This window comes from Micrococcus sp. APC 4021 (assembly GCF_030407635.1).
Taxonomy (GTDB): domain Bacteria; phylum Actinomycetota; class Actinomycetes; order Actinomycetales; family Micrococcaceae; genus Micrococcus; species Micrococcus luteus.
The window spans coordinates 1-18,653 of record NZ_JASDCZ010000038.1 but is presented as its reverse complement, the minus strand read 5'-3'; the positions used below and the strand labels follow the sequence as shown (position 1 = coordinate 18,653).

Here is an 18,653-nt window from a genome sequence, read left to right as displayed (position 1 = left end):
CCCCCGGACGCTTTCGTTCGAGAAACGGCGGCGTGTCGAGGCGCTTTCGTTCGAGAAATGGCCGCCGCGCCGGCGGCCCAGAGGAGCAGCCCGTGCCTGAGTCTGTGACCGTGCGCCCCGCCGCCCCCGGGGACGTCGAGGCGCTGCTGCGCGTCAAGGCGCGGTCGTGGCGGGAGGCCTACGGCGCGCTCCTGCCGTCCGCGTACCTGGACGCGATCGAGGACCGGATCCCGGAGGACGTACCCGCGTGGACCGCGCTGATCGGACCGGACCGAGACCTCTGGGTCGCCGACGACGGCGGCCGGCTGCTCGGCGTGGCGCTCGCGGGCCCGCGTCGCTCGGCGGCGGAGACGGGCCGGACGGGCGCGGACGACGCGGCCGCATCGCCCGCCGACCTGCCCGATGTGGAGCTCATGGTGCTCTACGTCCTGGCCGAGGCGTACGGGACCGGCCTGGGAGCGCGCCTGCTGGACGCCGTCGTCGGGGAGCGTCCCGCGATGCTGCGCGTCCTCGCCGAGAATCCGCGGGCCGTGGCGTTCTACGCCAAGCACGGGTTCGCGGCCGTGGGGGCGCCGGAGCCGATGACCGGCCCGTGGGCCGGCCTGCACGAGCAGCTGATGGTGCGCCGTCGCCCGCACGACGGCGGTGCGGCGTGAGTCGCCGGTCATCGGCGCGCCGGGGCCGGGCCGCGGGCGGATCCGCCGGCCCCGCCGGGATCGAGCCGGGCGTCCACGCGATCACCCACGGCACCGCCGAGATCCGCGAGGACGCCTTCGAGCCGGACGCGTTCATCCTCTACGTCAACGGCGTCGAGTCCTCGCCGCTGGACCCCGAGCGCCCCGAGCGCATGGCCTTCGAGTACATGCGCTGGGCCGCCGCGGCCGTCCGGGCGCACTGGCCGGAGCCCACGCCGCTGCGGGCCCTGCACCTGGGCGGCGCGGGCTGCGCGCTCGCCCGCTGGGTGGACCACGCGTACCCGGGCTCCCACCAGACCGCGGTGGAGATCGACGCCGGCCTGGCCGCCCTCGCCCGCGAGCGCTTCGGCCTGCCCCGCGCCCCGGCCCTGCGCATCCGCGTGGCAGACGCCGCCGAGGTCCTGGCCACGGCCCACCCGGCCAGCCGCGACCTGATCATCCGCGACGTCTTCGCCCCGGACCCCACGGACCTGACCGGTGCCCGCCACATCACCCCGCCGGGCCTCACCGGCCTGGACGCGGCCCGCGCCGCCGCGCGGGTCCTCGCCCCGGGCGGGCTGTACGTGCTCAACGTGGGCGGCGGGCCGGACCTGACGTCGGTGCGGGCGGACGTGGCTGCCGTCGTCGCCGCGTTCGAGCACGTCGAGGTGATCGCGGATCCGCCCATGCTCAAGGGGCGGCGCCGCGGCAGCGTCATCGTGGCGGCCTCGGACGCCCCCGTGGCCCGTGCCCTGCGCATGGACGCCTTCCCGGCCCGGCTCGCGGAGGATCCACGCGGCTTCCCCGCGGGCGTCGCGCCCGGGATCACGGGACTCGTCCCGGGCCCCGAGGCGTAGACTGGAGGCACTCGGCCGGGTCCGCCCGGGGCCCGTCGAGTCCGACTCGAGGAGGTCGCCATGTCCGCCCAGACCCAGCCCGCCGCCACCCGCCGTGAGGACGCACCGCTCGGCGTCCTGGTGGGTGTGGACGGCTCCGACCAGTCCGTCTCCGCCGCCCGCTGGGCCCAGCGCGAGGCCGGCCTGCGCGGCGAGCCGCTGACCCTCGTCACCGCCTACTCGATCCCCGCGTACTGGGGTTACGGCGCGGACGCCGGCGGCGCCGTCCTGGACGACTCCCGTCTCCGCGAGGGCGTGCAGGCCCTCCTGGAGGAGGTCGCCGGCAAGCTCGACGCCGACGGGGTGCGTCCGGAGCTGCGTGTGGAGATCGGGGACGCGGCCGGCGTCCTCGTGGAGCTCTCCGCCGAGGCCTCCCTGCTCGTCTCGGGCGCGCGCGGCCGCGGCGGCTTCATGGGCCGCCTGCTCGGCTCGGTGGCCGCCGCGCTGCCCGGCCACGCGCACTGCCCGGTCGCCATCATCCCCGCCGGGGTCGAGGCCAGCCGCGCGGGGGACAGGACCGCCGTCGTGGTGGGCGTCGACGGTTCCGAGCAGGGTCGTGCCGCCGCTCTCGAGGCCGCCGAGGAGGCCCGCCTCCGCCAGGCCCCGCTGAAGCTCGTGTGCGCCGTCCCGCCCCTGGGCGCGAACGCCGCGTGGCTGGCCGTCAGCCTGGACGAGGAGGCCCGCGAGCGGGAGCTGCGCGAGCGTCTCGACGCCGGCGCCGCGTGGATCAGCTCCGAGTTCCCCGGCCTCGAGGTCCTCACCGAGCTCGTGGACGGCACCCCCGTGGACGTGTTGGTGGACCAGAGCGCCACCGCCTGCCTCACCGTGGTGGGCACGCGCGGTCTGGGCGGCTTCGCCGGTGCGATCGTCGGCTCCACGAGCCGCGGCGTCGCGGACCACGCGAAGGGCCCGGTGCTCGTCGTCCCGTTCCGCGAGGACGTCCGCCTCAGCCGCCGCGCCTCGTTCGGCCCGGTCCAGGACCAGCCGGAGTCCTGACCGGCGCTCAGCCCCAGCCGAGCTCGTGGAGGCGCTCCTCGGAGATGCCGAAGAAATGCCCGACCTCGTGCATGACGGTGACGGTGATCTCGTCCTCGAGCTCGGCGCGGGAGGTGCAGTGGCGGGTGAGTGGACCGCGGAACACCACGATCCGGTCCGGCATCTGCCACGCGAACTCGGCGCGCTCGGTCAGCGGCACGCCCTCGTAGAGGCCGAACAGCTCGGTGGCCGGGTCCTCCCAGCGCTGCGGCTCGTACTCGTCCTCCACCACCACGACGACGTTCGTCAGCAGCCGTGCCAGCTCGTCGGGGATACGGGCGAGGGCCGCGGAGACGGCGTCGTCGAACTCCTGCTCGCTCATCCACGTGGCGGCGGGCTGGTCGGGCGACGGGCGGTGGTCCACGGCGGCTCCTGGGGGTGCGGGGCTCCGCGGTGCGGAGGGCGGCCGGCCGGCGGCCGGACTTGCCGGAGGGTGTGCGGCCACCATAGACTCCCAGGGTCCACCTCGGGAATCTCGACATCGGACCTGCCCCTATCGTCTAGAGGCCTAGGACACCGCCCTTTCACGGCGGCGACACGGGTTCGAATCCCGTTGGGGGTACGCAGAACGGCCGCCCTCGGCGGCCGGAACGGCACGTGGAGCGTGGATTTGCACGACGCTCGGAGGCTCTGCTAGAGTTTCCACTCGTTGCGAAAGCGGCGAGAACAACAGAACATGGCCCTGTAGCGCAGTTGGTTAGCGCGCCGCCCTGTCACGGCGGAGGTCGCGGGTTCAAGTCCCGTCAGGGTCGCTCGGATCGTCCGATCACCGGCATTCGGAAACGGAGTCCGGTGACGCATGGTCCTGGTGACGAAGGTCGCCGGGCTCTGTAGCTCAGTTGGTAGAGCGTACGACTGAAAATCGTAAGGTCACCGGATCGACGCCGGTCGGAGCCACCACTTCGAGAAGGCCCCCCGCAGACGCGGGGGGCCTTCGTCGTCCGGGGCGACGGGCCGCTGACAGGCGGCGACGCGGTGGGCACACTGGGTCGATGCCCGATTCCCCCTCCGCCCGCGCGACCGGCGGCGAGACCGCGCTCGTGGTGATCGACGTCCAGCACAGCTACTTCGAGCATCCCGCGCTGGCCGCCCATCAGTCCGAGCTGACGGCGGCGGTCGTGGAACTGCTCCGGGCCGCGCACGAGGCCGGCCGTCCCGTCTTCCTGGTGCGGACCGAGCACGCGCGGGACCGCTCCACGTGGACGTTGAACATGCTGGCCGACGGCGAGGGCTTCGCCTTCCCGGGCACCCGGCAGGCCGCTCTGCTCGACGGGGTCGCGGCGGCCGCCCCGGACGCCGTCGAGGTCGCGAAGACCCGGGACTCGGCCTTCCACGGCACCGGACTGGCGGCCGAGCTGCGGGGCCGCGGGGTGGATCGGCTCCTGCTGTGCGGCGTCTCCACCCACAGCTGCATCGCCGAGACCGCCACGGCCGCGTTCGCCCTCGACTTCCACGTCGCGATCGCGACGGACGCGATCGCCTCCGAAGAGCCGGCGCTGGCCGCGGCGATGCTCGACTTCCTCCGCGCCGAGATGCGTCAGCCGCTCCTCGGGCAGGACGAGGCACTGACCCTCCTGCGCACGAGCCTCGTCCCCGACCGGGGCTGAGGGACGGTCACAGGATCTCGACGTCGCCCTCGTCCGCACGCGTGCGGTCCTGGGCGTCCTCCTCGATGTGCATGGCGGCGGACTCCGCATTGCGCAGGGAGTCCGGGGCACGTCCCTCCCCGGCCCAGTGCTGCGGGTCGTCCGAGCCGCCACGCACGGGCTGGCCGTCGCGGCCGTCCTCCGGCTCGGGGTCGCCGGCGGCGTTGGGATCGGCGAGCAGGTCCGTCTCGAGCTCTCGTTCGTCCTCGCGGTCCTCGAAGGGGACATCGGTCATGGTGCGGGTCCTTCCTCTCACGGGCGGGCCCGTCCGGCGCCGCCGTCGTCGTGGTGCCCCACACCCTAGTGAGGCCGCCCACGCCTCACCAGGGGGCGCCCGCGCCGGGGCCGTGGGCGCGGTCACCCCGCCGGGTGAGACCGTCCACTCGGCCGCGCCCCAGGCGGGGAGCCGGCGTGCGGGACCACGTAGGGTCGGGAGGATGAGCGATCCGACACCGCCCTCGACCGAGCCCATGATCCCCGAGCAACCCGGGAACCATCCGTCCTCGGCGACCGCCCCCGACGCCGGCGTCGCCCCTGCCACCTCCGCCGCGGCCGCCCGCGACCGCGTCCTGCTGCCGTGGGTGTTCTGGCCCTCCGCGGTCATCGTGCTCTCCTTCGTGGTGGCCACGCTGCTCGCCCCCGAGCAGATGACCGTGGGCATCGGCCTGGTCCAGCAGGCCATCATCACGAACTTCTCGTGGTGGTACGCCCTCGTCGCCCTGTTCTTCGTGCTGTTCTGCGGCTACCTCGCGTTCTCCCGCAAGGGCGACATCACGCTGGGCAAGCCCGATGAGAAGCCCGAGTTCACCACGCTGTCCTGGTTCTCCCTGCTCTTCGCGGCGGGCATGGGCATCGGCCTTGTGTTCTTCGGCATGACCGAGCCGCTCATGCACTTCACCTCGCCGCGGCCCGACCTGGCGGCCGCCAACCCCACCCAGGCGGAGGCCGCCCAGTCGGCGCTGGCCACCACATTCCTGCACTGGGGCCTGCAGCCCTGGGCGATCTACGCGGTGGTGGGCGTGGCGGTCGCGCTGGCCATCCACCGGCGTGGCCGTCCCCTCGCGCTGCGCTGGGCCTTCGAGCCGCTGATCGGCGAGCGCCGCGTGCGCGGCGGCTGGGGGCACCTGATCGACAACATCGCCCTCATCGGCACCGTCTTCGGCGTGGCCACCTCGCTGGGCCTCGGCGTCACCCAGATGTCCGCGGGCCTGCGCGCGCTGGGCATCGTGCCCGAGGACAGCCCCTGGCTCGAGTACGCCATGATCGGCGCGGTCACCTGCGTGGTGCTCTACACCGTGGTCTCCGGCGTGGAGCGCGGCATGAAGTGGCTGTCCAACACCAACCTGATCCTGGCCGCCGGCCTGCTGCTGTTCATCGCGATCGTGGGACCCACCGCGTTCCTGTTCAAGGAGATGGTGCAGTCCCTCGGCTCTTACATGCAGTACTTCTTCGCGAACTCGCTCAACGTCTCCGCGTTCTACGGCGCCGAGGGCGACGCGTGGCAGGCCGGCTGGAGCGCGTACTACTGGGGCTGGTGGATGTCCTGGACGCCGTTCGTCGGCATCTTCATCGCCCGCATCTCGCGCGGCCGCACCGTGCGCGAGTTCATCGCCGGCGTGCTGCTGGTGCCCACCCTGGTCTGCGTGGTCTGGTTCGGCATCCTGGGCGGCACCGCGATCTTCCTCGAGACCACCCGCCCGGCCGGGTACACCTCCGTGGTGGGCGCGGACGGCGCCATCGACTCGAACACCGCGCTGTTCCAGGTGCTCGAGCAGCTGCCCGCGGGCATGATGCTCGTGGTCGGCGCCATCATCCTCTCGGGCATCTTCTTCATCACCTCCGCCGACTCGGGCTCGCTCGTGATGGGCATGCTCGCCACCGGCGGCGACGTGAACCCGAAGGCCACGGTGAAGATCTTCTTCGCCATCGCCACCTCGCTCATGGCCGCGGCACTGCTGGCCGCGGGCGGCCTGTCCGCGATCCAGGTCCTGGCCATCACCATCGGCCTGCCGTTCTCCGTGCTGATGCTGCTGATCTGCCTGGCCACGTTCCGCTCGCTCGGCTACTCCGTGGCGCGGGTGGAGGCGGTGCGCCGCCAGGCCATGCTGGCCTCCATCAAGGACCGCCTGGGCCTCGAGTCCGACGACGACGAGGTGGTCGACGCCGGCCCCGTGGCGGCCTCGCAGTGGTGGGCCTCGCTCAGCCGGGACCACCAGCAGCGGATCGCCGATGCGGCCGCCGGCGTCCCGGCCTCAGAGGGGCCCCGCCGCCCCCGGCTGCGCCGCCACGAGCACTGACGTCCGGCCTCCCGGGCGACCTCCCGGCCCCGACGAGAACGGCCCCTGTCCCGCGCGGGACAGGGGCCGTCGTCGTCGTGGGGGTCAGTCCTCGTGGGACTGGCGGGTGCGGACCACCGGCAGGGTGCCGGTGCGGTCGTGGGCCGCGGCCGACGTGCGGGTGCCCGTGACGAACCAGGCGAGGGTCAGGACCGCGACCCACACGAGACCGATGATGAGCGCCTGGCGCGAATCCGGGATGGTGGCCATGGTGATCACCACGGTGGCCACGAACGCCAGGCCCAGGTAGGTGCCGACGCCGCCCAGCGGCATGGGGAAGGGGGACGGCTCCGCGCCCTGCTCCGCGACGCGCCTGCGCATGGCGCGGTGGGACAGGAAGATCATGGCCCAGGTCAGCACCACGGCGAACGAGGCGACGCCGGCCACCAGGCTGAAGGCGTTCGGGTCCACGGTGATCAGCACCGCGCCGAGCACCATCACGCCCAGCATCACGGCCACGGACAGCCACGGCACGCCGCCGCGGTTGGTGTGGGTGAAGGCCCGGGGTGCCTGGCCGTCGTGGGCCATCGCGTAGAGCAGGCGACCGGACGCGTAGATGCAGGCGTTGATCGCGGAGACGGCGGCGGTGAGCACCACGAAGTTCAGCAGGTGCGGGGCGAAGGGGACGCCGAGGCCCTCGAAGATCTGCACGAACGGGCTGGCCTTGCCGTCCACCTGGTTCCAGGGGACGAGGGCCATGATGACCGCCATCGTCAGCACGTAGAACAACAGGATGCGGATCGGCACCGTGTTGATGGCCTTGGGCAGCACCTTCTCCGGGTTCTTGGCCTCGCCCGCGGCCACGCCGAGGGTCTCGATGCCGCCGAAGGAGAACGTCACGATGGTGAGCGCGGTCAGCACGCCCAGGATGCCGTGCGGCAGGAATCCGCCGTGGTCCACGAGGTTCGCCAGGCTGGCCTGGGTGCCGTCCGCGGTGGAGGCGCCGGTGAAGAGCAGGATCACACCGCCGAAGATCATCGCCACGATGGCCCCGACCTTCACGAGCGTCAGCCAGAACTCGGCCTCACCGAAGTTGCCGACGTGCGTGAAGTTGATCAGGCCGACCACGAGGATCGTGGCCGCGACCCAGGCCCAGGCCGGGACCCCCGGGAACCAGAACGCCATGTACGTGGTGATGGCGGCGGTGTCCGCGACGATCACGACGGCCAGCTCGAAGACGAAGGTCCAGCCGGTCACGTAGCCGGCGAAGGGGCCGAGATAACGGGAGGCGTAGGCGGCGAAGGACCCGGAGACGGGCTCCCGGAGCGTCATCTCGCCGAGGGCGCGCATCACGAGGAACACGGCGGCGCCCGCGACGAGGAAGGACAGGATCACGCCCGGCCCGGCGGCCTGGATGCCGCCGGCCGAGCCGTAGAAGAGGCCGGTGCCCACCGCCGTGCCCAGGGCGATGAACATGATGTGCCGCTGGCTCAGGCCGCGGTGCAGCTGCCCGCGGTCCGCGGTGGCCGCGCCGGTCTCGGCGACGCGGGAGCCGGAGGGGGAGGTGCTCACGTGAAGTCTCCGCTCGAAGGGGGGGTGGATCAGGACACGCCATGGTGACTCGTGATACAGCGTTCATGCCACTTTGTCCGGTGTGATGCAAGTCATCGTGGACGTTACGTCGCGTTCGTCCGGCCAGGCCGGATGATGTGACCTCGCCCACCGCGGATTCCCCGCGGAAGGTCCGTGGCGCCCCGGCGGGTCCCGGGGCGCGCCGGGCTCAGTCCATGAGCAGCCACGCGGCGGCGTCGTGCGCGAGCCGCCCGTCCTGCACGGCCTCCGCCTCCTCGAGGGAGAACAGGGCCCGGGAATGGTTCGCGGGCAGGTCGACGGGCTCGGTCGACAGGTTCGCCATCACGAGCACGGTGCGCGCCGGGATCGGCTCGCCCGAGCCCAGGTGCCGGCCACCGCCCGAGGTGACCGTGAACGCCAGCACGCCGCGTGTGGGGTCGTGGTGCTCGGACCACGCGAACGTGCCCGTGCCCAGGTCGAGCTCGCCGCGGATCTGCAGCAGACGCCGGTACAGCTCGAACACGGAGCCCTCGACGCCGACCTGCCGGTCCGCCGCCAGCGCTCGGAAGGACGCGGGCTGGGGCAGCCAGGGCGCGGCGACGCCTTCGGCGGCGGACGCGGGGCCGTCGTCGTCCGCGGGGGTCGAGAAGCCGTAGGACGGCTCGTCGGCGGCCCACGGCAGAGGGATGCGGCAGCCGTCGCGGCCGGGCTCCTTGCCGTCCGTGCGGAAGAAGTACGGGTCCTGGCGGTGCTCGGCGGCGAGGGTGGTGTGCTCGGGCAGGCCCAGCTCGTCGCCCTGGTAGATGTACGCGGAGCCGGGCAGGCCCAGCTCCACCATCGCGGCGGCGCGGGCCCGACGGCGACCGACCGCCTCGTCTGGCTGCTCGTCCTCGGCCGTGATGCCGGCGGGGTAGGAGCTCGGGTCGGCGAGGCCGTAGCGGGAGGCGTGGCGCACCGTGTCGTGGTTCGAGAGCACCCAGGTGTTCGGGGCGCCGACCCGGCCGGCCTGCTCGAAGGACCGGTCGATCGCGTGGGTCAGCGAGGCGGCGTCCCAGCCGGCCATGAGGTAGGTGAAGTTGAAGGTCTGGTGCATCTCGCCGGGGCGGACGTACCGGAACATCCGCGAGAGCGGGGCCACCCACGCCTCGGCCACCATCATCGGCTCGTGGTCGTAGGAGTCCAGGACCCGCCGCCAGTCCCGGTAGACCTCGTGGACGCGGTCCTGGTCCATGAACGGGGTGAGCGGCTCGAAGGTGTCCGGGTCGAACGTGGGGTCGGCGTCCTCGCCCGCGTCCGTGACCATGCCCATGCGGGAGTGCTCGGCGTCCGGGTAGCCGGGCTGCTTGATGAGCCCGTGGGCCACGTCCACCCGGAAGCCGTCCACGCCGCGGTCCAGCCAGAACCGCAGGATGGAGCGGAACTCCTCACGCACCTCCTCGTTCTCCCAGTTCAGGTCCGGCTGCGTGGTGTCGAACAGGTGCAGGTACCACTGGCCCGGGGTGCCGTCCGCCTCGGTCACGCGGGTCCAGGCCCCGCCGCCGAACGTGGACTCCCAGTTGTTGGGGGGCAGCTCGCCGTGCTCGCCGCGGCCCTCGGCGAAGTGGTAGCGGGCGCGCTCGGGGGAGCCGGGGCCGGCGGCCAGGGCGGCCTGGAACCACGCGTGCTCGGACGAGGTGTGGTTCGGCACGAGGTCCACGACCACGCGGATGCCGGCCTCGTGCGCGGCGGCGATCATCTCGTCCGCGTCCGCGAGCGTGCCGAACCGCGGGTCCACGGCGCGGTAGTCCGCGACGTCGTAGCCGGCGTCGTGCTGCGGGGAGAGGTAGAAGGGCGAGAGCCAGATCGCGTCCACGCCGAGCTGGGCCAGGTAGTCGAGGCGCGAGGTGACGCCGCGCAGGTCGCCCATGCCATCCCCGTCCGCGTCCGCGAAGGAGCGCGGGTACACCTGGTAGATCACGGCGTCCACCCACCACGGGGTGACGGGTCGGTTCCGGGCTTCCGAGGGCGGGGTGCTCAGGCGCTGCGTGGTCATGGGATCCACCCTAGGCCCGACGCCGGGGCCGCGCGCCCCGCGTGGGCGGCGTCGGCGGCGTGGTGTGCGTCTCGGGCGCCCGGGGCAGCCCCACCCCGGTGCGCCGGGCCGGCTCAGGTCAGCCGGGCCAGCATCCCGACGGTGGCCCAGCGACGGTTCAGCCGTTCCTGCGCGACGCCGGCGGTCGCCTCGTCGCCCTCCTCGAGGGCGTCGATGAGCGTCCACAGGTCGAAGACGGAGTCGTCCGGCCACACGTGCCGCGTGAGGCCGCCGTAGTCCAGCTCGACCCACGAGTCGGGGTGGAACGCGCCGAGCCACTCCACCATCACCGTGAGCTCGCCGATCAGCTCCGCGTCCGGGGCGTGGCGCGCGAGCACCGCCGCCGCGTGCCCGGCCCGCTCCCGGGCGGCCACGATCGGCGCGCGCCGGTACGCCGTGCGCTCGCCGTCCACGAGGCGCTGCACGGGCTCCTCGGGGTCGAACACCGTGAGCCAGCCGTGCGGCACACCCCACGTGGCCGTGCGCGTCTGCACGCGGTGGTGCTCCGGCGCACCGTCCTCGTCCTGCGGGTCCTCGACCGCCGCGTCCGGGTCGGGGGAGAGGCCCCACTCGTCCTCGAGCGCCACGAGCGCGCGGCCGCGGTTCATGGCGCGCGCCGCCGGCGGGATGGCGGCCGAGTGCAGCCGCGGCAGCATCGTCTCCTCGAGCATGGCTGCGGCCATCTCGGCGCGCAGGCCCCGCTCGTCCGGGCAGTAGAAGGCGGAGCGGTGCTCGTCCTGGAGGACCCGCACGAGGTCGTCCTCACCGGGCTCCGGGAACGGGTCGGCCACGGGCCGGGCCAGGCGACGCCGGGCCCGCTCCGCCGCCTCGGCCTCCACCTCGGCACGGGTGCGGTGGCCGCCGGCGATCAGCCGCGCCTGGACCGCGTCCGGGAACGCGGCCAGCGGCTGGAAGACGCGCAGGTGCGCGGTGCCGCGCGCGACACCCGGGGGCGGGCCGCCGTCGTCGTGGGTCATCGCGGGCTCGTCCGTGGTTCAGCCCAGCTCGACGACCACGGGCGCGTGGTCCGAGGCGCCCTTGCCCTTGCGCTCCTCGCGGTCGATCCAGGCGTCCGTGACCGTCCGTGCGAGGGCGGGGGAGCACAGCTGGAAGTCGATGCGCATGCCCTTCTTCTTGGGGAAGGCCAGGCCCGTGTAGTCCCAGTACGTGTACACGCCGGGGCCGGGGTGGCGCGGGCGCACCACGTCCACCAGCCCGGCGTCCTCGAACGCGCGGAACGCCGCGCGCTCGGGCGGGGAGACGTGCGTGTAGCCCTCGCGCTGGAACAGCTCGATGTCCCACACGTCCTCGTCCTGCGGAGCGATGTTCCAGTCGCCGGTCAGGGCGAGCCGGGTGTCCGGGTCCTCGGCGAGGCGAGCGGCCGCGTGCTCCTGGAGCACGCGCAGCCACTCGAGCTTGTAGCCCATGTGCTCGTTCTCCAGGCCGCGCCCGTTGGGCACGTACAGGCTCCACAGGCGCACCGGGGCGACGCCGTCGGCCGCCTCCGCGCCCACGGTCGCCCCGATGGCGCGGGACTCCTCCTGCGGGTCCACGCCGCCCTTGCCGAAGTGCGGCTGGCCGGGGAAGCCGCGCTGCACGTCGCTCAGGCCGACGCGGGAGGCGATGGCCACGCCGTTCCACTGCGAGGTGCCGTTGTGCACCACCTCGTAGCCGGCGCGCTCGAAGAGCTCCCAGGGGAAGTTCTCGTCCCGGCACTTGGTCTCCTGGATGGCCAGGACGTCGATGTCATGGCGCTCGAGGAAGGCCTCGACGCGGTCGGCGCGGGCACGGAGGGAGTTGACGTTCCAGGTGGCGATCTTCACCCGGCCAGGCTATCGAAGGGCGCGGACACCGTGGGATCGGCGCCTCAGCGCCACCAGTCGTCGTGGATCGTCACCGGCGTGGTGCGCTTGTGGCGGCTGCGGAGCCAGATGCCCTCGAGCTTCTCCGCGACCTCGGTGGGGACGTCCTTGCCCTCGAGGTAGTCGTCGATGTCCTCGTACGTCATCCCGAGTTCGGCCTCGTCCGTCTGGCCCGGCGTGCCGTCCAGCAGGTCCGCGGTGGGCACCTTGTTCCACAGGGGCTCGGGGGCGCCGAGTTCGCGGCCCAGCGCCCGCACCTGCCGCTTGTTCAGGCCAGCCAGCGGCAGGACGTCCGCGCCGCCGTCGCCGAACTTCGTGTAGAAGCCCGTGATGGCCTCCGCCGCCTGGTCCGTGCCGATCACCAGCTGCCCGTGGGCGCCGGCCACCGCGTACTGGGCCGTCATGCGGATGCGGGCCTTCACGTTGCCCTGGTTGTAGTCCGAGATCGGCTCCCCCACGGCCTCGGCGAAGGCGGCGGCCAGACCCTGCACGGCCTCCGCGATGTTCAGGGTGACGTCCTGGTCCGCGCCCACGAAGTCCATGGCGGCCCGGGCATCCGCCTCGTCGTGCTGCACCTTGTAGGGCAGGCGCACGGCGGTGAACCGGGGGTTCTCGCGGGAGGGCACGACGTCGGCGCCCACCCCCGCCTCACCCGGCGGGGTGGTGCCGGGGCCGCCCAGGGCGACGGCGTCCGGGACGCCGAGCTGGGCGCGGCGACGCTCGACGGCGAGCTGGGCCAGCCGGCCGCCCACGGTGGAGTCCACGCCGCCGGAGATGCCCAGGACGAAGCCGGACGCGCCCGTGGCCGCGAGGTAGTCGGCGAGGAAGGCCACGCGCCGTTCGACTTCGGCCGCGGGGTCGATCTCAGGGAGGACGCACTGCTCGGCGATGATCCGCTGCTGGAGTTCACGCATGCCGGTCAGCGTAGGACCGGCCCCGCGCACGGGGACAGGGTCGGTCGGCGACGACGGCTCACGCGTCCGGGTGCCCCAGGTTGCGGGCGATGCGGCGCAGGACGCGGACGGCGTCGTCGATCTGGTCCCGCGGGACGTCCGCCGTCGCCTCGGCACGCAGGGCCTCGACCGCCTCACCGACGCGGGCGCCCGCGGTGCGGCCCGTGGCGGTGAGGGTGTAGAGGTCGCCCTCGACCGTCACCCAGCGGGACTCGACCAGCTCCTCGATCTGACCGGACACCGCGCCGCGCTGCTCCTCCTCGAAGCCGGCCTCGAGCTCGGCGCGGGACTGCGGGGCCACCGTGAGGGTGTTCAGAAACTGCCACTGGGCGCGGGTCAGGCCGTGCTCCTCGAGGCTCTCGGCCACGCGCGCCGCGATCAGGCCCTCGGTGAGGGTGAGCCAGTGCGCCAGGGGCAGGCCAGAGGGGTGCTGGACGGCGGTGTCGTCGTGCGGGATCTCGCTCATAACCCGAGCCTAGCCAGGCCGGGACGGAAGCGGCAGGGGTGGCCACACCCCGCACTAGCATGGGCGGCATGACCGACGCGCAGACCCCCACCGTCCCCACGCCCGAGCAGGACCGCGAGCGGCTCAAGCAGCTCATCCAGGAGCTGGCCGTGGTGCACGGCCGGGTGACCCTGTCCTCCGGCAAGGAGGCGGACTACTACGTGGACCTGCGTCGCGTCACCCTGCACCACGAGGCCGCCCCGCTGATCGGCCGCGTGATGCTGCGCCTGCTCGAGGAGAACGGGATCGGGTTCGACGCCGTGGGCGGTCTCACCATGGGCGCCGACCCCGTGGCCACCGCGATGATGCACCAGGCCGGCGCCGCGGGCCGCGCGCTCGACGCGTTCGTGGTGCGCAAGGCGCAGAAGTCGTACGGCATGGGCCGGCAGGTGGAGGGCCCGAGCGTGGACGGGCGCCGCGTCGTCGTGCTGGAGGACACCTCGACGACGGGCGGCTCCGCGCTCACCGCCGTCGAGGGCGTGCGCAACGCGGGCGGCGACGTCCAGGCCGTGGCCGTGATCGTGGACCGTGCGACCGGCGCCGCCGAGCGCGTGGCCGAGGAGGCGGGGGTGCCGTACCTGTACGCGTTCGGCAAGGACGAGCTCGGCCTCGACTGAGCCTCGGCCGGCCCCGCGCCGCCCGCCTAGAGCCAGTCCGCGCGCTTGAACAGCACGAACAGCGTGAGGGCCACCGCCAGCATGAGTCCCAGGGCGAACGGATAGCCGAACGCCCAGTGCAGCTCCGGCATGTTGACGAAGTTCATGCCGTAGACCGAGCCCACCAGCTGCGGCGCGAAGATGATCGCCGCCCAGGACGAGATCTGCTTGACCTGCTCGTTCTGGGCGATCGACTGCTCGGACAGCCGCTTCGACGCCAGCGTCGAGTCCAGCTCGAGGGCGCTGTGGAGCATCTGGCGCATGGTCGTCACGCGCTCGTTGATCTGGACGGTGTGGTCGTGGACGTCACGCAGGCGGCGCAGGTTCTCCACCTCGAGGCGCGCCTGATCGCTGAGCTCCTCGTCCTCCCAGGCGTGGGCGTCGTCGCGCCGGGGCAGGCCGTCGGCGTCGAGGCGGCGGGTGTCCTCGTGCAGGCGGGTGCGCACCTCCTCCTGGAGCTGTTCCACGATGGACGGCAGCGCGCGGATGGCGTGCTGGAAGTTCAGCACCTCGCGGGAGAGCTGGTAGATGCGCCGGGAGACGTGCCCGTCGCCGGCGAAGACCTGGCCCTCGATCTCCTCGATGTCCTGTTCGAGGCCGTCGGCCACGGGGAAGTAGTCGTCCACGACCCGGTCCAGGATCTCCAGGGTGACCTGCCACGGCCCCATCGCGAGGCGCTCGCGGCCCTCCGTCTCCAGGAACCGACGCACGGCGGCCAGGTCAGGCTCCTCCGCGTGACGCACCGTCACCACGTAGTGCTCGCCGGTGAAGACGCTCAGCTCGCCGAACTCCACGGTCTCGGTGCGGTCGATGTAGCGGGCCGGGTGCAGGACCATGAACGAGTCCTCGCCGTAGCGGTCCAGCTTGGCGCGCTCGCCCCCGGTGAGGGCGTCCTCGACGGCGAGCGGGTGCAGGCGCAGCTCCTCCGCGACCGCTTGGAGCTCGGCCACGTCCGGGCGGTACAGGCCCAGCCAGGCCATGCCGCCGGTGCGCTCGCACTCCTCCCAGGTGTCCTCGAGGGTGGAGGGGGCGTGGACGCGCCGCCCGTCCACGTACACGGCGTTGTCGATCATGCTCACCAGGACATTCTCCCCGACGGTGGCCCCCGGCGTATTCCAGGATGCGCGCGCTACGGTGGCGCCATGAAGACTCCGCGCCATGCCCCGCCCGTCGTCCGCGACGGCAAGACCCTCCTCCCCGCCCACGCCGTCTCCACGGCCCCGGTCACCGCGTTCGGTCTGATCGGCGGCTACCTGACCGCCCGTGAGACCGGCATCCGCCCGCTCGGCGGCGTCGTGCTGGCCGCCGCCGGCCTGTACGCCGGGCGCACGTGGCTGGCCAAGCGTGGGCCCGCCGTCGCCGGTGGCCTGGCCGCCCTGTACCTCGGCGGCTTCGGCGCCTCCCACCCGCTGGCCAAGAAGATCGGTGCGTGGCCGGCGGTGCTCTCCGTGGCCGCGGTGTCCGCCGGGGCCGCCTGGGCGGCCGTCGACCGGTCCGAGGCCGGCCGCTGAGCGAGCCCGCGCCGGCCGAGGACGGCGCCGCGCCCCGCGAGGTCGGCGTCGGCCCGTGGACCGGCCCGTGGCCGGAGGACCCCCGCTACGACCCGGAGCTGCTCGCGCACGGCGACCGCCGCAACGTCCTCGACCGCTACCGCTATTGGCGCCTCGAGGCGATCGTCGCGGACCTCGACGCGCGGCGGCACCCGTTCCACGTCGCCATCGAGAACTGGCAGCACGACCTGAACATCGGCACCGTCGTGCGCACCGCCAACGCGTTCAACGCCGCCGGGGTGCACATCATCGGGCGGCGCCGCTGGAACCGGCGCGGCGCCATGGTCACCGACCGCTACCTGCACGTGCGCCACCACGAGACGGTGGCGGCGTTCACGGAGTGGGCGGCGGGGGAGGGGCTGCCCGTGCTCGGCGTGGACCTGTTCCCCGAGTCGGTGCCGGTGGAGACCTTCGACTTCCCGCGTGCCTGCGTGCTCGTCTTCGGGCAGGAGGGGCCGGGGCTCTCGGCGGAGGTGCGAGCGGCGTCGAGCGCGGTGTTGTCCATCGCGCAGTACGGCTCCACCCGTTCGATCAACGCGGGCGTGGCCGCCGGCATCGCGATGCACGCGTGGATCCGGCAGCACGCGGCCGTCCCCTGAGTCCGGCGCGAGCCAGACGATTCCGCGCTGAAAGGAGCCTCTGGACCGCAGATTCGTCTGGCTCGCGGCGCAGGATGGCGCAGGACCGCGCAGGACCGCGCCGCCGATGACGTGCGGCGTGACGGCGTCAGCCCGCGAAGGGGCGGGCCGGCAGGCCCGTCACCCCCGGGCGGACGGCGAACAGGGCCCCGGCCAGCGGGTCCTCGCCGCGCTCCAGGTTCTCCCAGGAGGTGGTGATGTAGAGGGTGCCGAGGTCGTCGCCGCCGAAGGTGCACGCCGTGGTCTTCTGCACGGGCACCTCGACCACCTCGTCGAGCGTCCCCTCGGGCGTGTACCGGTGGATCTGCCCGTGGCTGATCACGGCCACCCAGATCCCGCCCTCGGCGTCCACGGTGAGTCCGTCCGGCTTGCCCTCCCCGTCGAGCACGTCCACGAGCACGCGCCGATTCGTCAGGCCCTCCTCGCGGGAGTAGTCGAACACGGCCACCTGCCGCGTGGGGGTGTCGTTGTAGTAGGCCAGCGTGCCGTCCGGGCTCCACTCCAGGCCGTTGGACGTCGTCGCGCCGGTCAGCACGACGTCCACCTTGCCGGCGCCGCCGTCGGGTCCGGGGGCGAGCCGGTAGAGGTTCGCGGCGCCGGGGGTCTTGGCGTACGCCATGGTGCCGCAGTGGAACCGGCCGTCCGGGTCGCAGCCGCCCTCGTTCATCCGGATCCCGGCGTCCGCGCCCCACAGCTCGGGCAGCGTCGTCAGCTCGCCCTCGGGCGAGATCAGGGCGAAGCCCCGCTCCACCGCGACGACGGCGCCACCCCCCGCACGCGGGCGCAGCGCGGCGGCCACGTCGCCGACGTGCGTGCGGTCCACCGCGCCGTCGGCGCGCAGGGACAGGACGTCCCCGGCGAGCATGTCCACCCAGCGCAGGCCGCCGCCGGCGGTCACGCCCTCGGCGGCGCTGCCCCACGAGGCGGCCCAGACGGGGCCCTCGCCGTGGTAGGTGATGGGATCGGTGACCTGCTCGGCGCGCATGACTGCTCCTTCGGTGGGCGGGACGGTCCTGGCCCCGACGCTAGCCGAGGCTCAGAACCACCCGCACGAGTCGGCGGTCCAGCGGTCGGCGAGGCTCGCGTCCAGGAACGCCCCCATCCGCGGCAGCGAGGCCACGTGGCCGCCCACGTGGGTCGGGGTGAGGAGCGGGTCGAAACGCACCCGCGCGCCCTCCGCGCACCAGCGGCGGCCCAGGTCGCGGCCGGTGCGGTACGGGATGACGTCGTCCGTGACGGAGTGCGCGATCATCACCGGCACGTCCGGACGGCGGCCCGGTGCGCCGATCCGCTGCTCGGCGAGGATCCCGGCCAGCTCGGCATCGGAGCGGACGAGCTCAGGGAAGTCCTGCCCCGTGTGGGTCAGTGTGGCGGAGTCGAGGTGCGCGTAGGCGAGGCTGCCCACCATGCAGGTCTCGGCCGCGCCGGCGAGGGCCGTCAGGCCGGTCTCGTTGAGATGCGTGGCCGGGTCCACGTCGTACGCGGCGAGCTGCCCGGCCATCGCGTAGAGCAGGAAGGCCGCGTAGAGACCGCCGTCGATCCGGCCCGCGACCTGCACGAGGTCGGCCGGCGGGGCGCCCGCGTAGGCGCCCTTGAGGTCCAGCTCCGGGGCGTACTCCGACGCGAGCTCGGCGGCGGCCGCGGCCGCCCCTCCGCCCTGCGAGTAGCCCGCGAGCGCGACCGGCGCGGTCGCGGTGACGCCCGACCCCGAGACCTGGGCGGCCGCGCGCACCGCGTCGAGGACGGCGTGCGCCTGGGCCTCCCGGACCATGTAGGTGTGCGTGCCCGGGGTGCCCAGGCCCTCGTAGTCGGTGACGACCACGGCGTGGCCGCGGCTCAGCAGGGACGTGATCCCGACGCCCTCGTACTGCACGCCGGTGGAGAGGGTGCGGGAGGGGGCGCAGCGGTCCGCCGCCCCCTGGGTCCCCACTGCGTAGCTGATCACGGGGCGCTCGCCGCCGCCCGTCCACGGGGCGGTGGGGGTCAGCACGGTGCCGGTCACGGCGATGGGTCGGCCCTGGGCGTCCTGCGAGGCGTACATGATGCGCGTGGCGTGCGCCGGCACCTGCACCAGCCGCACCGGGTCCAGGTAGAAGGCGGTGGGCTCGGTGCGGATCAGGGCGCCGGGGGTCGCGGGCACGGTGGCGGGCGGCAGGTAGAAGGGGTCGTCGGCCGAGGCCGCCGCCAGGGTGTCCCGGGCCGCGTTCCAGCGGGCGTCCTCGGCCGTCGTGGCCGGCTGCGAGAGGTCCGCGACGGCGGAGCTCACCTCCGGTGCGTCCGGGGCCGGGGCGGACTCCTGGGCCAGGGCCGCGTGTGGCG

At 73.6% G+C, this 18,653-nt stretch carries 19 protein-coding genes and 3 tRNA genes; 11 read left to right on the top strand and 11 right to left on the bottom strand.

Translation table 11 applies throughout. The features are described 5' to 3' along the window. Positions 1-92 precede the first annotated feature (92 nt). The 3 genes from QL983_RS05245 to QL983_RS05235 are packed head-to-tail and all read left to right on the top strand — an operon-like array spanning position 93 to position 2,566. A complete protein-coding gene (locus QL983_RS05245) occupies positions 93-656 on the top strand; it encodes a GNAT family N-acetyltransferase (protein WP_144819811.1) in 564 nt (187 codons plus the stop codon). Beyond that, on the top strand, positions 653-1,531 hold the full coding sequence (locus QL983_RS05240; RefSeq protein WP_290151596.1) for a fused MFS/spermidine synthase: 879 nt from the start codon (positions 653-655) through the stop codon (positions 1,529-1,531). Before QL983_RS05245 ends, QL983_RS05240 begins: the two co-directional genes overlap by 4 nt. A gap of 60 nt (positions 1,532-1,591) precedes the next feature. Then, positions 1,592-2,566, top strand: coding sequence for a universal stress protein (locus tag QL983_RS05235; protein ID WP_041103604.1), 975 nt, complete (start codon positions 1,592-1,594; stop codon positions 2,564-2,566). 7 nt (positions 2,567-2,573) lie between these two features. Here the strand turns inward: QL983_RS05235 and QL983_RS05230 are convergent, their stop codons facing one another. Next, the gene (locus QL983_RS05230; protein WP_010079615.1) at positions 2,574-2,969 is read right to left on the bottom strand and encodes a metallopeptidase family protein; all 396 of its coding nucleotides are present in this window, start codon (positions 2,967-2,969) and stop codon (positions 2,574-2,576) included. A gap of 125 nt (positions 2,970-3,094) precedes the next feature. Between QL983_RS05230 and QL983_RS05225 the strand changes: the two genes are divergently transcribed. From QL983_RS05225 to QL983_RS05210, 4 genes are all read left to right on the top strand, one after another. Continuing rightward, a tRNA-Glu gene (locus QL983_RS05225) sits at positions 3,095-3,167 on the top strand. A 116-nt stretch (positions 3,168-3,283) separates the two neighbouring features. Continuing rightward, positions 3,284-3,357 (top strand) — tRNA-Asp (locus QL983_RS05220). Positions 3,358-3,429: 72 nt separating this feature from the next. After that, positions 3,430-3,505 (top strand) — tRNA-Phe (locus QL983_RS05215). 92 nt (positions 3,506-3,597) lie between these two features. Then, a complete protein-coding gene (locus QL983_RS05210) occupies positions 3,598-4,212 on the top strand; it encodes an isochorismatase family cysteine hydrolase (protein WP_290151590.1) in 615 nt (204 codons plus the stop codon). 7 nt (positions 4,213-4,219) lie between these two features. On the opposite strand, the gene QL983_RS05205 is transcribed toward QL983_RS05210, so the two are convergent. Then, positions 4,220-4,486: a hypothetical protein gene (locus QL983_RS05205; protein WP_002856131.1), complete on the bottom strand. Its 267-nt coding sequence runs from the start codon at positions 4,484-4,486 to the stop codon at positions 4,220-4,222. Between the two features lie 202 nt (positions 4,487-4,688). Here QL983_RS05205 and QL983_RS05200 point away from each other — a divergent pair, with 202 nt between their 5' ends. Beyond that, on the top strand, positions 4,689-6,548 hold the full coding sequence (locus QL983_RS05200) for a BCCT family transporter (protein ID WP_144819813.1): 1,860 nt from the start codon (positions 4,689-4,691) through the stop codon (positions 6,546-6,548). An 84-nt stretch (positions 6,549-6,632) separates the two neighbouring features. Here the strand turns inward: QL983_RS05200 and QL983_RS05195 are convergent, their stop codons facing one another. The 6 genes from QL983_RS05195 to QL983_RS05170 form a co-directional block, all read right to left on the bottom strand. Further along, positions 6,633-8,099: an amino acid permease gene (locus tag QL983_RS05195; RefSeq protein WP_036383523.1), complete on the bottom strand. Its 1,467-nt coding sequence runs from the start codon at positions 8,097-8,099 to the stop codon at positions 6,633-6,635. Between the two features lie 208 nt (positions 8,100-8,307). After that, entirely contained in the window at positions 8,308-10,131 is a 1,824-nt protein-coding gene (locus QL983_RS05190; RefSeq protein ID WP_036383521.1) for an alpha-amylase family glycosyl hydrolase, read from the bottom strand. A 113-nt stretch (positions 10,132-10,244) separates the two neighbouring features. Continuing rightward, on the bottom strand, positions 10,245-11,147 hold the full coding sequence (locus QL983_RS05185; RefSeq protein WP_069941067.1) for a hypothetical protein: 903 nt from the start codon (positions 11,145-11,147) through the stop codon (positions 10,245-10,247). A gap of 18 nt (positions 11,148-11,165) precedes the next feature. Continuing rightward, complete coding sequence (locus QL983_RS05180) at positions 11,166-11,993, bottom strand: exodeoxyribonuclease III (protein WP_049147818.1); 828 nt, start codon at positions 11,991-11,993, stop codon at positions 11,166-11,168. Positions 11,994-12,037: 44 nt separating this feature from the next. Next, the gene (gene nadE / locus QL983_RS05175) at positions 12,038-12,946 is read right to left on the bottom strand and encodes an ammonia-dependent NAD(+) synthetase (RefSeq protein WP_101965641.1); all 909 of its coding nucleotides are present in this window, start codon (positions 12,944-12,946) and stop codon (positions 12,038-12,040) included. Positions 12,947-13,004: 58 nt separating this feature from the next. After that, positions 13,005-13,451 (bottom strand): MarR family winged helix-turn-helix transcriptional regulator, encoded by a 447-nt coding sequence (locus QL983_RS05170; protein WP_290151580.1) that lies wholly within the window; start codon positions 13,449-13,451, stop codon positions 13,005-13,007. 59 nt (positions 13,452-13,510) lie between these two features. On the opposite strand from QL983_RS05170, the gene pyrE reads away from it, so the two are divergent. Further along, positions 13,511-14,107, top strand: coding sequence for an orotate phosphoribosyltransferase (gene pyrE / locus QL983_RS05165; RefSeq protein ID WP_102708216.1), 597 nt, complete (start codon positions 13,511-13,513; stop codon positions 14,105-14,107). Positions 14,108-14,133: 26 nt separating this feature from the next. Here the strand turns inward: pyrE and QL983_RS05160 are convergent, their stop codons facing one another. Next, complete coding sequence (locus tag QL983_RS05160; RefSeq protein ID WP_180971851.1) at positions 14,134-15,225, bottom strand: magnesium and cobalt transport protein CorA; 1,092 nt, start codon at positions 15,223-15,225, stop codon at positions 14,134-14,136. Positions 15,226-15,288: 63 nt separating this feature from the next. Here QL983_RS05160 and QL983_RS05155 point away from each other — a divergent pair, with 63 nt between their 5' ends. Both QL983_RS05155 and QL983_RS05150 read left to right on the top strand, forming a co-directional pair. Beyond that, complete coding sequence (locus tag QL983_RS05155) at positions 15,289-15,657, top strand: hypothetical protein (RefSeq protein ID WP_020626754.1); 369 nt, start codon at positions 15,289-15,291, stop codon at positions 15,655-15,657. Next, positions 15,654-16,295, top strand: a complete 642-nt coding sequence (locus tag QL983_RS05150; protein WP_197458576.1) for an RNA methyltransferase — start codon at positions 15,654-15,656, stop codon at positions 16,293-16,295. Before QL983_RS05155 ends, QL983_RS05150 begins: the two co-directional genes overlap by 4 nt. A 127-nt stretch (positions 16,296-16,422) precedes the next feature. On the opposite strand, the gene QL983_RS05145 is transcribed toward QL983_RS05150, so the two are convergent. Together QL983_RS05145 and QL983_RS05140 are read right to left on the bottom strand one after the other, a co-directional pair. Next, entirely contained in the window at positions 16,423-17,319 is an 897-nt protein-coding gene (locus QL983_RS05145) for an SMP-30/gluconolactonase/LRE family protein (RefSeq protein WP_290151575.1), read from the bottom strand. A gap of 51 nt (positions 17,320-17,370) precedes the next feature. Beyond that, on the bottom strand, positions 17,371-18,653 hold a 1,283-nt coding region (locus QL983_RS05140), incomplete at its 5' end, for a lipase family protein (protein ID WP_290151573.1).

What these genes read in the sequence shown, in the direction of transcription:
- QL983_RS05185 (WP_069941067.1), bottom strand. Translation starts at nt 11,147, where the DNA reads ATGACCCACGACGACGGCGGCCCGCCCCCGGGTGTCGCGCGCGGCACC.
- QL983_RS05170 (WP_290151580.1), bottom strand. Translation starts at nt 13,451, where the DNA reads ATGAGCGAGATCCCGCACGACGACACCGCCGTCCAGCACCCCTCTGGC.
- pyrE (WP_102708216.1), top strand. Translation starts at nt 13,511, where the DNA reads ATGGGCGGCATGACCGACGCGCAGACCCCCACCGTCCCCACGCCCGAG.
- QL983_RS05205 (WP_002856131.1), bottom strand. Translation starts at nt 4,486, where the DNA reads ATGACCGATGTCCCCTTCGAGGACCGCGAGGACGAACGAGAGCTCGAG.
- QL983_RS05200 (WP_144819813.1), top strand. Translation starts at nt 4,689, where the DNA reads ATGAGCGATCCGACACCGCCCTCGACCGAGCCCATGATCCCCGAGCAA.
- QL983_RS05190 (WP_036383521.1), bottom strand. Translation starts at nt 10,131, where the DNA reads ATGACCACGCAGCGCCTGAGCACCCCGCCCTCGGAAGCCCGGAACCGA.
- QL983_RS05145 (WP_290151575.1), bottom strand. Translation starts at nt 17,319, where the DNA reads ATGCGCGCCGAGCAGGTCACCGATCCCATCACCTACCACGGCGAGGGC.
- QL983_RS05210 (WP_290151590.1), top strand. Translation starts at nt 3,598, where the DNA reads ATGCCCGATTCCCCCTCCGCCCGCGCGACCGGCGGCGAGACCGCGCTC.
- QL983_RS05235 (WP_041103604.1), top strand. Translation starts at nt 1,592, where the DNA reads ATGTCCGCCCAGACCCAGCCCGCCGCCACCCGCCGTGAGGACGCACCG.
- nadE (WP_101965641.1), bottom strand. Translation starts at nt 12,946, where the DNA reads ATGCGTGAACTCCAGCAGCGGATCATCGCCGAGCAGTGCGTCCTCCCT.
- QL983_RS05155 (WP_020626754.1), top strand. Translation starts at nt 15,289, where the DNA reads ATGAAGACTCCGCGCCATGCCCCGCCCGTCGTCCGCGACGGCAAGACC.